Genomic DNA, 13,271 nt, shown 5'->3' on the forward strand with positions numbered 1-13,271 from the left:
CCCGATGCCGACCCCGCAGGAACTCGCCGACAAATTCTGGAAAGCGCTCGACAGCGACCGTACCCTGTTCCTCGGCCTCGACGGCGCCCGCGACGGCCATGCCCAGCCGATGACCGCGCTGCGCGAGGACGGGCAAGACGGTGGCCCGATCTGGTTCTTTACCACCAAGGACAACAGCCTTGTCGCCGCGCTGAGCGAGAGCAACCGCGCGATGGCGCATTTCGTGTCCAAGGGGCATGAGCTTTGGGCGACGATTCACGGCAATCTGGTCGCCGATAACGACCGTGCCACGATCGACCGGCTGTGGAACCCGTTCATCGCGGCCTGGTATGAAGGCGGCAAGGACGACCCCAAGCTTCAGCTACTGCGTCTCGACACCGAACACGGCCAGATCTGGCTCAACGAAAACAGCCTGTTCGCCGGCCTGAAGATGTTGCTGGGTTCGGATCCGAAGGCCGACTATCAGGACAAGGTCGCCGACGTTTCGTTGGCCTGACCCACGTGAACCCGCGCGGACGTCGCGCGCAACGATAACTTCATTGCGCGAGGCGTTCGCCTGATCCTAAGGCCGGTGCGTCCGCCGATCATCGTGATTGGCGGGCGGACAGGAAACCATGGCCGCGCACCCTTTCTCGATTCACAATTACCGCGTCTATTGGATCGCGCGGCTCGCTTCGACGCTTGCCGGGCTATCGATGGTCGTCGTCATCGGCTGGCAGGTCTACGACATTGCGCGCGAGACCATGGGCATTCGCGAAGCCGCACTGCAGCTCGGCTTTGTCGGGCTGGTCCAGTTCCTGCCGCTGCTCGCGCTCACTCTGGTGACCGGGTGGGTCGCGGACCGGCTCGATCGCCGCTGGATCGTGCGCGGTGCGATCGCGCTCGAACTCGGATGCGCCGCCGCACTTGCCTGGCTGACGCAAACCGACACCATCACGCTCCCCGCCTTGTTCGGCATTGCCGCATTGCTCGGCGTCGCGCGCGCTTTCATCAGCCCGGCGCAGCAGGCGCTTGCCCCCAACCTCGTCCCGGCCACCTCATTACCGACCGCCATCGCGCTGAGCGCTCTGGCGTGGCAGGTCGGATCGATCGGCGGCCCGGCAATGGGTGGCTATCTTTATGCCGTCGGCCCCGCCGTCCCCTATTGGGTCGCGACCGCATTGTTCGGCGTCGCCTTGCTGATGATGATGCTGGTCACGCCGGTGGCGCGCAGCGCGATCGCACGCGTCGGCAGCCCGTTGATGCAGATGATCGAGGGGCTACGCTATGTCCGACGCAACCGCCTGGTCCTCGGCGCGATCTCGCTCGACATGTTCGCAGTGCTCCTGGGCGGCGCCACCGCGATGCTCCCGATCTATGCCCGCGACGTTTTGATGATCGGCGCGGACGGCTTGGGTCATCTGCGTGCCGCCCCCGCAGTGGGCGCGGTGGCAGTGGCGGTGGTGCTGTCGTGGCGACCGCTCAAGACCAATGTCGGGGTCAAGATGCTGTGGGCCGTGATCGGCTTTGGCGCAGCGACGACCGTGTTCGGCTGGGCCGGGCCGTTGATGACCCGCTGGTTCGGACCGAGCATGATCGGCAGCGAACTGGCCCCGGCGGTGCTCGTCTCGATCGCGGCACTGATCGCGCTGGGCGCGTTCGACATGATCTCGGTCTATGTCCGCTCCTCGCTAATCCAGTTGCACACGCCCGATGCCATGCGCGGCCGGGTCGGTTCGGTCTCGACCCTGTTCATCTCCAGCTCGAACGAGCTGGGTGAGGCGCGCTCGGGCTTTCTCGCCTCGCTGATCGGTCCGGTCGTCGCGACTGTCGGCGGCGGCATCGCGGCCATCTTGGTAACCGCGCTCTGGGCGCGTATCTTCCCCGAATTGCGGCGCGCGCGGACCTTCGATCCGCCCGCGTCGTTGGACAATCCCCCGCCAGAGGAGATCAAGGCATGAAGGCGAACACGATCCTCGAAACGATCGGCAACACCCCCCACATTCGCGTGGCCCGGCTGTTCCCCGATGCCGAGGTGTGGATCAAGTCGGAGCGCACCAATCCCGGCGGATCGATCAAGGACCGCATCGCGCTGGCGATGGTCGAGGCAGCCGAGGCCGACGGCAGCCTGAAGCCCGGCGGCACGATCGTCGAGCCGACCAGCGGCAATACCGGCGTCGGCCTGGCGATGGTCGCGGCGGTGAAGGGATATAAGCTCATCCTGGTGATGCCGGAGAGCATGAGCATCGAGCGCCGTCGCCTGATGCTCGCTTATGGCGCCAGCTTCGACCTGACGCCGCGTGAAAAGGGGATGAAGGGCGCGATCGAGCGCGCGCTTGAAATCGTCGAATCGACCCCCGGCGCATGGATGCCGCAGCAGTTCGAAAACCCGGCCAATGTCGATGTCCATGTCCGCACCACAGCGCAGGAAATCCTCAAGGACTTTGCCGACACCCCGCCCGACGTGATCATCACCGGCGTCGGCACCGGCGGCCACATCACCGGCGTTGCCGAGACGCTGAAGAAGACCTGGCCCGCGCTCAAGGTATTCGCGGTCGAGCCGGAGCTGTCGCCGGTCATTTCAGGCGGCCAGCCCGGCCCGCACCCGATCCAGGGCATCGGTGCGGGCTTCGTGCCCAAGAACCTGCACACCGACGCCATCGACGGCGCGATCCAGGTCGACGCCGCCGATGCGAAGGAGTTCGCCCGCCGCGCGGCGCGTGAGGAAGGCATGCTGATCGGCATCTCGTCGGGCGCGACTCTGGCGGCAATCGCGAAGAAGCTGGGCGACCTTCCGGCCGGTTCGCGGGTGCTGGGGTTCAATTATGATACAGGTGAGCGCTATCTCAGCGTTCCGGACTTCCTTCCGGAGGCCTGAAAGACTCGCATTCTGTCCCAAACCGGATAATCTGCCCTGAGTCGGGGAACACGGATTCCGGGGGGAAATCGTGCGTAATGCAATGATCTGCGTCAGCGTCATGCTGGCTATCTTTCTCGCGTGGCCGATGGTGTTCGGCAGCGAACAATCATCGGCCGTGCGGGCAGCCGGGGCGAAGGTCGCGGCGGTCGCCGCGCCAGCTGCCAGCGCTGCCGATGGCCGACTGGTCAAGACTGCCGTCAAGCCTGCGGGCGCACCGCAAGCAAAGGCGTTGGAAAGCTGCTTCAAACGCTATGAGCGCGAATATGCGCGCTGCAATGCGATCGACAGCAGCTGCCGGATGAAGGTCGCGGACCAGTGGGATCTGTGCGAGGCGACGGGCTTCTGGCCCTGAGCCGCGACGGTTCGACGGCCTGAGACGAGCGCGCGGTTTGCCGGGCGCGCGTCTTGGGCTAAAGGGCAGTGGCCAGCGCCGCTGGCGTTTTGCCGCTGAAGGACTGCGCGCTCGCTGTGACCCCCTCCCCCGTTCCGGTAACCGCGCCCCGTCCTACGCCGGGCCTGTGGATCGCGCTCGCGGCGATTGCGCTGTCGGCGATCGCGCTCCCGCTGCTTGCCGTGCTATTCGCGCCGCCACCGCCGGCTTCACCCGTTCTCGCCGAGATTTCGAAGCCCAAGCGCGTTGTGCCGGCTGCCGAGCTGCCCGAGGTCGAGCCCGTCCGCCTTGCCGCGCTGTCGCTGGACGACGCGCGCGCCTTCAACGCCGCCATCCCTTTTTCCACCGACCCCAACCCCGCTGCGCGCCCACTGATCCTCGACGCCGGGGCCGAGGATTTCGGACGCGCAGTCGACTGCCTTGCCGCCGCGACCTGGTATGAGGCGGGCGACGACCCCGTCGGCCAGCGCGCCGTGGCACAGGTCGTGCTCAACCGGATGCGCCACCCCGCCTTCCCCAAATCGGTCTGCGGTGTGGTGTTTCAGGGGCAAGAGCGGCGCACCGGCTGCCAGTTCACCTTCACCTGCGACGGCGCGATGCGGCGCACCCCCTCCCCTGTCGCCTGGGGCCGGGCGCAGACGATCGCGCGCCAGGCACTGACCGGATCGGTCTTTGCCAAGGTCGGGCACTCGACCCATTACCACACTGACTGGGTGGTCCCCTATTGGAGCTCCAGCCTCGACAAGGTGGCCGAGGTGAACACGCACCTCTTCTTCCGCTGGACCGGCTGGTGGGGCACCCCGCCCGCCTTCCGCCGCGGCTATGCCGGGGCCGAGCCGGTGGTCGCGAAGATGGCGGCGCTCTCGCCCTCCCACGGCGGCAGCGATGTGGCGCTCGCTACCACGGTTGATCCGGCGGCGATGCTGGATCCCGAGACGATCCCCGACTCCGCCGTGCCAAAGCCGGTCGCGGTGGGTGGCGACAGCTTTCACGTCGCGCTCGACAAGGCGCTGGGCGCCGACGCCTTTGCCGCGCTGGCGATCCGGACCTGTGGTGCGCGGGCCTATTGCAAGTTCTTGGGCTGGACCGACCGGACCAAGGTGCCGGCGGTCGGCGCGGCGCTGACCCCGGCGCAGATCGAGGCGATGTCGTTCAGCTATCTGCGCGACAAGGATCAGGGGTTCGGCAAAGCGCTTTGGAATTGCGCCGAGTTCAAGCGGCCGAGCCCGATCCAGTGCATGCGCCGGACGCCGGTCGCTGCGGCGGCTGCACCGGCGCCCGTTCCGTCGGCGACGCCGGAGGTGCTGAGCGGGGTTCGGCGGAAGGCTGCTCCGTCTCCTACTCCGGTCCCCTCCCCGGCCATCAACTGACCGCGGCGGCGAGGTTGCGGGCCAGCGTCGCCCCGTCTTCCAGTGCCACATCGACGACGGCCGGGGTGCTGGTGAGGCTCGCCCCGGCGGTGTCGACTTCGACGGTGGCGAGGCCCAGCCAGCGCTGGATCAGGCCCTGGCGGACGGTCACGACCTGGATATTCTCGACGGGCACGATCCAGTCGCGTTGGGCCAATACTCCGCGCATCACCTGCAGGCTGGCGTTGCGGAGGGCGTAGCGGTGGAATTTGCGTTGCAGCAGGGCAGTGAGGACTGGCGGGAGGGTCAGGATCAGGCCCAACCAAGCCAGCGGGGTTAGCAGCAGGGCGGCGGCGATGACGCCGATCGGTAGCGGCACCGCCAGGACCAAGGCTCTGAGGATGTGGGCCGGGGCCACCGGGCGGAGCGGCAAGCGTTCGAAGGGGGGCAGGCCGGCCCTTTCGACGATTGCCGCTACTTCATACTCCCGGGCCAGCGGGGCGAGGAGCTGTCGGCCGCTGGGGTCGTTGCTGCCGCCGAGGGTCTGGACGCTCAGGGCATTCCAGCCGAGCAGGCCGCGGAACGGCCCCCGCTGGATCAGTGCCAGCTGGATGCGGCGCATCGCCACGACCACTTCGCTGCGGGTCAGCAGGCCGCGGGTCCGGCGGAAGCGGCCGATCCCGGCGCGCAGCTTGAAATTCCATTCGCGCAGCACTGTCCGGGCCACGCCGGTCACCACCCCCAGCACCACCACCAGCCCGAACAGGCCGAAGCCGGTGGAATAGTTCAGCCGGCTCGTCACTTCGCCCTGCGCCGTTTCCGCCATGTCGGCGATCTCGTCCCAGCCGAACCCCAGTGCGTCGCCGAGGAACTGGATGCCGGTGGCCAGGGCGGCGATCCAGACCAGCGAGAAGCTGAACAGCCCCAGCAGCAACACCCGGCCGGGTGTCATTGCGAAGACTTCGGTCAACGTGTCCTCGACCGGCTGGTCCAGGCCGACGCTGGCCCGCTTGACCGGGGCTCCGCGCAGGGCTCCGCGCAGCCTTGCCGCTTCGGACAGGGAGACGCTGTCCAGCACCGCTTCGTCCTTGTCGCCGCCGCCGGTTTCGACGCGGACTTCGGCGAGGCCAAAGATGCGGGACAGCGGCCCCTGTTCGATGCCGACGTCCTGAATGCGCTCCAGAGGGATCGAGCGGCGGGTGCGGTTGAGCAGGCCGCGTTCGATCACCAGTTCGCTGTCGGTCACTTCATAGGTGAAGCGCCGCCAGTTGATCCACGTCCACACCAGGCTGGCGACACCGATCCCGACCGCCGCCAGGGCGATCCAGCCAAGGCCCCGGCCAGAGGTGATGCCGATGATCGCGGGCAGGCCGAGGACATTCTGTGGCGCCTTTTTGAGGAACCAGATGACGACCGTCAGCGGATGGACGCGGCGCGGTCCGTGGTCTTCAAGCTCCGCGCTCACCACGGGTCGACCGTCAGCTGGTCGCGGATCGCGTCGCGGATCTCCTCCGCCGTCTCGCGGCTGATGCCGGGCAGGTCGACCTGGCTGTTCGCGGTCCCGGCGGTGTGCAGCACCAAGGTGGCGACGCCGAACATCCGCTCGACCGGCCCCTGCGTCACGTCGATATGCTGGACGCGCGCGGCGGGGACGATGGTGTGGCGGCGGGCGAGCCAGCCGGAGGCGACGTGCAACTCCTTCCCCGTCCATGCCCAGCCCCAGCGCCGCCAGCGCGCCGGGGTCGCGATCAGCACCGACCACAGGCCGAGCGGGACGATGACCAGCGGCGGCAGCCAGAGCGGGAACCAGTCGAACGCAGTGCTGAGACCGAAGCCCGGCCCGATCGAGACGAGCGTGGCGATCGTCCAGAAGACGGCGGCGGACAGGCGCATCGCCTTGAGCTGGCCATGTTCGAGCGGGTTTAGCGGCGTGTCCGGGAGTAGCATTCCTCCGTTATGGCGGGGTGGGCGAAAGGCTCAAGGGGTTATGGGTTGGCTATTCCTCCCCGAGCTTGTCTCGGGGAGGGGGACCGCCGCGCAGCGGGGGTGGAGGGGCCGCCCTCACAGAGGGCGGAATTTTGTCGAACTGTTCACCGGCCGTCTGCGCGGCCGCCGCGCGGGTTTTGGCGAGCCAGGCTTCGCGGGCGGTGTGGCCGGCGGCGATCAGTTCGGCGCGTTCGAGGGCGTCGGCGGCCGTGACAGCGGCTTCCTCTTCCTCGGTCAGTTCGCGTTGATAGTCTTCGGCGAGGGGATCGCCCTCCTCGAAGCCATCGAAGCCGGGGGGCGGCGGGAAATCGGTGCGCCAGCCGCGATGCTCGTCGCTCCACCAGACCGAACCGTGATAGTCATCGTCACTGTCCGGACGATCCTGACAAGAATCGCGGGTTTCCGGCGGGCTGTCAGGCTGTTCCTCCGGCGGGGCTTCGGATGCGAGGGCGACGAGGCCGATGGCTTCGGCGCGGCGCCATTGTTCGTCGGTCCAGGTCGCGCGGTCGGCGGGGTCGAGGTCGGTGGCGGGGACGGCGGCGCTCTCGTCCACATGGGTGCGCAGCCAGCGATCGGCGCGGGCGAGCGTGCGGATCGGGGCGAGGTCGTCCTCACTCGCCACCCCCGCCGCCCCGAAGCGCGCGGCGAGGAACAGGCCGGCGCGGCCCGGTGCCGCCGATTGTTCGACCAGATCGAGATATTGTTCGAAGTCCGCCGCGGCGAGCCGGACGGCGGCGGCGTCGGTGTCGGTGCAGGCGGCGTCGGCGCGCTTGTCGAGCCGGTTCAGCATCTTCCACGCCAATTGGTTGTCGTGGCGGTGGCGGGTGGTGATGCGGCCATCGTCGCCGGTGACGGATTCACGCACGCCGTTGAAGGCGCGGTCCATCAGTTCGTCGGCGAGGCAATCGCGGGCGCGCAGCTGAGCCGCCTTCCACCCCAGCGCAAAGGCCGCGCCGCGCGCGCTGTCGCGCAGGGCATAGGCGGTCTGGCGCGACATGCCGACGATGGCGCACGCCTTGGTCACATTATGCCCGCGCGCGAGGGCGGTGAGGAAGCGCTTCTGCTTTTCGGGGGTCCAGCCGTCGTACCGCTGGGCATCGGGCACGCCGGGTTCGAGTTCGTGGAAGGCGGCGTGGTTGAAGGTCGAGACGTCGTAGGGCGCCGGTTCTGGCGTGGTGAAAGCGTTCATGTCTGCCGGTCCTTTGCTGATGTGATGCAGAGGACCGGTTAGGTATGCCGGAACGGGGGCTGTAGGAAAGTTCTATTTTTGTTCCAATTCGCAGCGCGAGCCACATAGGGTGTTATATTCCATATTTTGTAACCTATATGGAACTTTTAGGCGCATTGTGAGGGGCGGCGATGTTGAATGTTATGTCTAATCCGAAGGTTCTTGCCATCTGGCGTGATTTTCGCGAGGCAGTGTCAAGTGACAGGGATAATCCAAACTTGAAAAAGCTAAGTTCGTCTCAGAAGATCAAACTGCTACGCTTGAATGCAAGGCGCGCTCGTCGGCGCCTTCGGCGCCCTAGCGTCGCCTTCAATGTCGGAAAAACGGCCCAAGCAAAAGCGCTGTTTCATGCAGAGCGCAGCCGCCTCCCCACCATAGTTATCGATAACTACCGATATGATGGGTACTTCGCATTTACGCCTCCAGAGAACCTGTCATTTTCGGAAAATTATGAAGAAACTCTCGCATTTATACTCGATTTTAAGAGACTGTTTGCTGAACGTCGAAGCCACCGATGCTCTGACGGGGTAATGAGAAAGGCTTATGCCGACTTTGCCGCCATGGAAAGAATCGGAGCCGGAGCCGGACTCGTTCTCGCTGCGGAGGTGCACCGGTATTCTCAATATTTGGGCAAACCTCCAACTGTTCATGACCATCTCTGGGCGGAAGAAGTCAGGTCCTATTTTCTTGAAGCCGGCCTTTTTGACCTATTGAAAATTGATCCAGAGGAAATTTCTGTAAAGCAATCGCCCGACCCTCAGCGCCAAACACTTAAGTTTCGGTCGGGCAGAACCTCTCAAGGGCGTGACGCAAGAGCCTTGATTCAGGAGATGCAAGCCTTGGCCGGCCATTCCATGGGGCCAAACCCAACCGTGTACGCAGCTATCGCGGAAGCGCTGGCAAACGTATCCCACGCCTATCCAGAATGGTTTCGTACTTGGCCGTACCGTCCCTCAAGGCGATGGTGGGCCTCAGGTTTCTGGGCACCCACTAGCAAAACCGTTGGTCTGCAGTTATATGATCAGGGTGCCGGGATTCCAGCAACCTTGCCGAAACAGACACATTGGCCAAAGCTTTTGAAAGCGATCGACCCCGAGGGAACGCCTGCAGGGCTAATTTCTGCGGCGCTGCAATATGGTCGAACATCAACTGGCCAAGCCGGTCGAGGTAAGGGACTGGCTGAGATGGCAAATTGGATCGAAACGACCAATTCAGGGTTTTTAAGGATCATGAGCGGGGGTGGCGAAATCACCTATCGGCCTGGCGCGCAAATTTCGAGGCGGAACTTCAATGCTCCATTCTGCGGCACACTCATTCAATGGGAGGTCAACGTTGGAAACTGACCCCGTCGTTATCCGCATTGCGACCGATTTCAGCGAGACGCCTTTCGGGAGGTATAGAGAAGACGGGCCGGAATCCGGTCAAGTTTTTCGGGAAGACCTCCTCGTGCCCGCATTGGATAAGGCTGGAAAGGTGACGCTGGTTCTTGATGGCGTGGACGGATTGCCATCCTCCTTCTGGGAGGAGGTGATGGGCGGATTGATCCGAGCAGGTTGGACCGTGGAGAAGTTACGGAGAGCGATTGAGATCGAGGTTCGTGACCCTGCGTTGAAAGTATACGATCGAATTGGATGGAGGCACGCCGAAGAAGCTGAGAAGCGTTCACATTAATGAGCGCGTTTCTCTGGACATTAATCACTCCAGCGTTCATCGCTTCGCTCGTTTCGATCGCGATCAATTTACGAGCCGATAAGGTTCGGGCAAATCGAGAGCTAGTTACTAGTTCGTTTGAAACGACAAGAAAATTGATCGAAGATGCAGTTAAATCTGCAGCGGATTATTTTCCGCTTCCAGCGCCGCGCAGAACACCGATATCGGAAGCCAAAGTTTGGATGTCCGACAGGTCGTTAAGGTTTGCGCTACCGAGCTTGATCGGAAATTCAAGCAGCGAGCTATCGAAAGAGCTCACACAGCTGGAGAGCTCTTTCGACAACTTTATAATGCTTCTTACGGGCGGATCATTCGGATCAGTGAATGCAGAAGCCGATGTGAAGCATTTTCGCCTGATCGCGGCAGCCGGCGCGGAACTCGGAGCCAAACTGCTAGATTTGAGGCATGCTGAACTTCGCAGAGCAGTTGAACGTGATCCTATGTCGCGCTTTCTAAACTATTGGACCACTCCATACGGAGAAAGGTTGAGTGGGTAGCAATCCGCAGCCATCGTTGAAGTCGGCATGTAAGATTGCCCCCTCCCCTCAAACCCCAAACGCCTCCACCGGCAGCGCCATGATCGTCTCCGCGCCGCTTTCGATCTTGCGGCGGAGCGCGCCGGCGTTGGGCATGATGCGGTCGGCGTAGAAGCGGGCAGTGACCAGCTTGGCTTCGTAGAACGCCTTGTCGTCGTCGCCTTCGGCCAGTGCCGCGACGGCGGCGTCGGCCATGCGGAGCCACATCAGGCCGATCGCGACGGTGCCCATCAGCTCCATGTACGAATAGGCGCCGGCGCCGACCTGGTTGGGGTCCTTCATGCCGTTGGCCATGAACCACATCGTCGCGGCCTGAAGCTGGCCATTGGCCTTTTCGAGGGCTTCGGCGAGGTGGGTCAGTTCGGGCTTGGCCTTGGCGACGGCGACCTCTTCGGCGACGATGCGGAACAGGGTCTGGACCGCGCGGCCGCCATTCTGGGCGAGCTTGCGGCCGACCAGGTCCATCGCCTGCACGCCGTTGGTGCCTTCATAGATCATCGCGATGCGGGCATCGCGGACGTACTGCTCCATGCCCCATTCGGCGATGTAGCCATGGCCGCCATAGACCTGCTGGCTGTCGGTCGCGATGCGGTAGCCGGCGTCGGTGCCGACGCCCTTGATCACGGGGGTGAGCAGGCCGATCAGGTCGTCGGCGAGCTGACGCTCCTCCTCGCTCGCCGCCTTGTGCGACAGGTCGACCTGAAGGCCGCCCCACAGGCACAGGGCGCGCAGCCCTTCGGTCATCGCCTTGGCCTCCATCAGCATGCGGCGGACATCGGGGTGGACGAAGAGGGTGTCGGCCTTTTCCTGTGGCTCGGCGGGGCCGGTGAGCGCGCGGCCCTGACGCCGGTCGTGGGCGTATTGGACGGCGTTCTGGTACGCGACTTCGCCGATGCCGAGGCCTTGCAGGCCGACGCCGAGGCGGGCCGCGTTCATCATGATGAACATGGCGGCGAGGCCCTTCATCTCTTCGCCAACGAGCCAGCCGGTCGCGCCGTCATAGTTCATGACGCAGGTCGAGTTGGCGTGGATGCCCATCTTGTGCTCGATCGAGCCGCACGAGACGGCGTTGCGGTCGCCGAGCTTGCCGTCGTCGTTGACCATGAATTTGGGGACGACGAACAGGCTGATGCCCTTGCTGCTCTCCGGCGCGCCCGGCGTCTTGGCGAGGACGAGGTGGATGATGTTGCTGGTGAGGTCATGCTCGCCGGAGGAGATGAAGATCTTCGTCCCCGTGATCGACCAGCTGCCGTCGGCATTGGGGGTGGCGCGGGTCTTGATAAGGCCGAGATCGGTGCCGCAATGCGGTTCGGTCAGGTTCATCGTGCCGCCCCATTCGCCGCTGACCATGCGGGGGACGTATTTCTCCTGCTGCTCGGGGCTGCCCTTGGCGAGCAGCGCCTCGATCGCGCCGTGGGTGAGGCCGGGATACATGGCAAAGGCCATGTTGGCGCTGATCATATATTCCTGGAACGCGGTGGAGACGACGTGGGGCATGCCCTGGCCGCCGAACTGTTCGGGCGCGCTGAGGGTGCCCCAGCCGGATTCGACGAACTGGGTGTAGGCTTCCTTGAAGCCGTCCGGCGTGGTGACGCCGCCGTCGGCGTGGCGGGTACAGCCCTGCTGGTCGCCGCTATGGTTGATCGGGAAGAGGACTTCGGCGACGAACTTGCCGCCCTCTTCCAGCACCGCGGTGACGGTGTCGGGGGTCGCGTTGGCGAAACCGGGGAGGTCGGCGTAGCGGTCGATCTTGAGCACGCGGTCGAGGACGAAACGGGTGTCGCGGACGGGGGGATTGTAGCGGGGCATCTCTCTCGTTCCTGTTCTTATTTGATGGGTGCGGCGCGGCCTTCGAGGACCGCGATGAAATCGTCGAGTTCGGCAATGGCGGCGTCGATATCGACCTTTTGCCGTTCCAGCAGCTCGATGCGCGCGCGGCATTTGTCGAGCGTGACCTGATGCTGGGTGCGGCGTTCGTCGCCGACGTCGTAGAGGTCGATCATCTCGCGGATCTCGGCCAGGCTGAAGCCGACGCGCTTGCCGCGCAGGATCCAGGCGAGCCGGGCGCGGTCGCGGTGCGAGTAGATGCGCTGGAGCCCGCGGCGTTCGGGGCTGATCAGCCCTTCATCCTCGTAGAAGCGCAGCGCGCGCGCAGTCACCTCGAACTCGGCGCACAGGTCCGAGATCGAGAAGCTCTCCTTGTCCGGCCGCGCTTCGATCGGTGCGAAGCTGGCGACGGCTTTCAGTTTCGTTGCCATGCGGGCGAATTTAGTCGTGGTTGACGTTAACGTCAACTACCGCAGAGACGCGTTCCTTCGGCGCTGCGGAGAGCTTCGGCTTCGGCGGCGGATTCGCTCAGCCGTTCGACTTCGAGTGCGGCGAAGGAGGCGCGGGGGCCGCAGAGTTTGGCGCAGGAATCGGGAACGGTGGCGGGGAAGGTGATGCGGTCGCCGTCGAACTTCGCGTCGAAGCTGCAGGTCTCGCCGTTCCGCCCCTTGAACTCGATCGCGAGGGTGGAGCCGGAGCGGGCGGCGGTGCCGCGGCCGGTGCAGCTGACCTTGTCGCCATAATCGACGAACGCGCCGACGCGATAGGCAGTGCCGTCGGGCACGACGCACAGCCGGTCGGTGTCGCGGGCGTAGAGGCCGGTGACGTCGCTCGCCTTGGGATCGCGGACGAGGCCGCGTTCGATCGCGGCGGCCTCCAGGCTGGGCGGCGTCGGCGACGCGCCGGGCTGCGGCGCGCTGCCCGAGCAGGCGGCGAGCAACAGCGCGGCGGAGAGAACGCCCCCTTCCCTCACCCGCGCACCAGCCTGCCGCCCTCGATCCGGCGGAAGAAGCAGCTCGGTTCGCCGGTGTGGCAGGCGGGGCCGGCGGGGTCGACCTTGAGCCACAGCGCGTCCTGGTCGCAATCGATCCGCGCCTCGACCACGCGCAGGACATGGCCGCTGCTTTCGCCCTTTTTCCACAGCCGCTGGCGACTGCGCGACCAGAACCACGCCTCGCCGGTATCGAGCGTCTTTGCCAGCGCATCGGCGTTCATGTGCGCGAGCATCAGCAGCTCGCCGGTCGCGGCATGGGTGGCGACGGCGGTGATCAGCCCGTTGGCGTCATAGTTCGGGTTCAGCTCGAGCGTGGAATCGCGGGGGTCGGTCATGCCGCGGTGTTAGCGC

At 65.1% G+C, this 13,271-nt stretch carries 15 protein-coding genes; 8 read left to right on the forward strand and 7 right to left on the reverse strand.

The window, feature by feature from the left end:
• Positions 1-4 precede the first annotated feature (4 nt).
• The 5 genes from ACO05N_RS19100 to ACO05N_RS19120 all read left to right on the forward strand — a co-directional run bounded on the left by ACO05N_RS19100 (position 5) and on the right by ACO05N_RS19120 (position 4,660).
• On the forward strand, positions 5-496 hold the full coding sequence (locus tag ACO05N_RS19100; RefSeq protein WP_422058561.1) for a pyridoxamine 5'-phosphate oxidase family protein: 492 nt from the start codon (positions 5-7) through the stop codon (positions 494-496).
• A gap of 118 nt (positions 497-614) precedes the next feature.
• Complete coding sequence (locus tag ACO05N_RS19105; protein ID WP_422058562.1) at positions 615-1,940, forward strand: MFS transporter; 1,326 nt, start codon at positions 615-617, stop codon at positions 1,938-1,940.
• Positions 1,937-2,857 (forward strand): cysteine synthase A, encoded by a 921-nt coding sequence (gene cysK / locus ACO05N_RS19110; protein WP_422058563.1) that lies wholly within the window; start codon positions 1,937-1,939, stop codon positions 2,855-2,857. Before ACO05N_RS19105 ends, cysK begins: the two co-directional genes overlap by 4 nt.
• A 100-nt stretch (positions 2,858-2,957) precedes the next feature.
• Entirely contained in the window at positions 2,958-3,251 is a 294-nt protein-coding gene (locus ACO05N_RS19115) for a hypothetical protein (protein ID WP_422058564.1), read from the forward strand.
• 68 nt (positions 3,252-3,319) lie between these two features.
• Positions 3,320-4,660 (forward strand): cell wall hydrolase, encoded by a 1,341-nt coding sequence (locus ACO05N_RS19120; RefSeq protein WP_422058565.1) that lies wholly within the window; start codon positions 3,320-3,322, stop codon positions 4,658-4,660.
• Here ACO05N_RS19120 and ACO05N_RS19125 read toward each other — a convergent pair.
• Genes ACO05N_RS19125 through ACO05N_RS19135 form a run of 3 tightly spaced genes read right to left on the reverse strand, consistent with a single transcriptional unit; the run spans position 4,653 to position 7,814 of the window.
• A complete protein-coding gene (locus ACO05N_RS19125) occupies positions 4,653-6,104 on the reverse strand; it encodes a PH domain-containing protein (RefSeq protein ID WP_422058566.1) in 1,452 nt (483 codons plus the stop codon). The genes ACO05N_RS19120 and ACO05N_RS19125 overlap by 8 nt on opposite strands.
• Entirely contained in the window at positions 6,101-6,586 is a 486-nt protein-coding gene (locus ACO05N_RS19130) for a PH domain-containing protein (RefSeq protein WP_422058567.1), read from the reverse strand. The genes ACO05N_RS19125 and ACO05N_RS19130 overlap by 4 nt, the downstream gene beginning before the upstream one ends.
• A gap of 49 nt (positions 6,587-6,635) precedes the next feature.
• A complete protein-coding gene (locus ACO05N_RS19135) occupies positions 6,636-7,814 on the reverse strand; it encodes a hypothetical protein (protein WP_422058568.1) in 1,179 nt (392 codons plus the stop codon).
• A 170-nt stretch (positions 7,815-7,984) separates the two neighbouring features.
• Here ACO05N_RS19135 and ACO05N_RS19140 point away from each other — a divergent pair, with 170 nt between their 5' ends.
• From ACO05N_RS19140 to ACO05N_RS19150, 3 genes are read left to right on the forward strand one after another with little or no spacing between them, the layout of a single operon-like run.
• Positions 7,985-9,196: a hypothetical protein gene (locus tag ACO05N_RS19140; RefSeq protein ID WP_422058569.1), complete on the forward strand. Its 1,212-nt coding sequence runs from the start codon at positions 7,985-7,987 to the stop codon at positions 9,194-9,196.
• Positions 9,186-9,524 (forward strand): STAS-like domain-containing protein, encoded by a 339-nt coding sequence (locus ACO05N_RS19145; RefSeq protein ID WP_422058570.1) that lies wholly within the window; start codon positions 9,186-9,188, stop codon positions 9,522-9,524. The genes ACO05N_RS19140 and ACO05N_RS19145 overlap by 11 nt, the downstream gene beginning before the upstream one ends.
• Positions 9,524-10,060: a hypothetical protein gene (locus ACO05N_RS19150; RefSeq protein WP_422058571.1), complete on the forward strand. Its 537-nt coding sequence runs from the start codon at positions 9,524-9,526 to the stop codon at positions 10,058-10,060. Before ACO05N_RS19145 ends, ACO05N_RS19150 begins: the two co-directional genes overlap by 1 nt.
• Positions 10,061-10,108: 48 nt before the next feature.
• On the opposite strand, the gene ACO05N_RS19155 is transcribed toward ACO05N_RS19150, so the two are convergent.
• The 4 genes from ACO05N_RS19155 to hisI are packed head-to-tail and all read right to left on the reverse strand — an operon-like array spanning position 10,109 to position 13,255.
• The gene (locus ACO05N_RS19155) at positions 10,109-11,908 is read right to left on the reverse strand and encodes an acyl-CoA dehydrogenase C-terminal domain-containing protein (RefSeq protein ID WP_422058572.1); all 1,800 of its coding nucleotides are present in this window, start codon (positions 11,906-11,908) and stop codon (positions 10,109-10,111) included.
• Between the two features lie 17 nt (positions 11,909-11,925).
• The gene (locus ACO05N_RS19160) at positions 11,926-12,357 is read right to left on the reverse strand and encodes a MerR family transcriptional regulator (protein ID WP_422058573.1); all 432 of its coding nucleotides are present in this window, start codon (positions 12,355-12,357) and stop codon (positions 11,926-11,928) included.
• A gap of 32 nt (positions 12,358-12,389) precedes the next feature.
• On the reverse strand, positions 12,390-12,899 hold the full coding sequence (locus tag ACO05N_RS19165) for a hypothetical protein (RefSeq protein WP_422058574.1): 510 nt from the start codon (positions 12,897-12,899) through the stop codon (positions 12,390-12,392).
• Complete coding sequence (gene hisI, locus ACO05N_RS19170) at positions 12,896-13,255, reverse strand: phosphoribosyl-AMP cyclohydrolase (RefSeq protein WP_422058575.1); 360 nt, start codon at positions 13,253-13,255, stop codon at positions 12,896-12,898. Before hisI ends, ACO05N_RS19165 begins: the two co-directional genes overlap by 4 nt.
• Positions 13,256-13,271: the final 16 nt, after the last annotated feature.

It is taken from the genome of Sphingomonas sp. (genome assembly GCF_965227385.1).
Lineage (GTDB): Bacteria > Pseudomonadota > Alphaproteobacteria > Sphingomonadales > Sphingomonadaceae > Sphingomonas.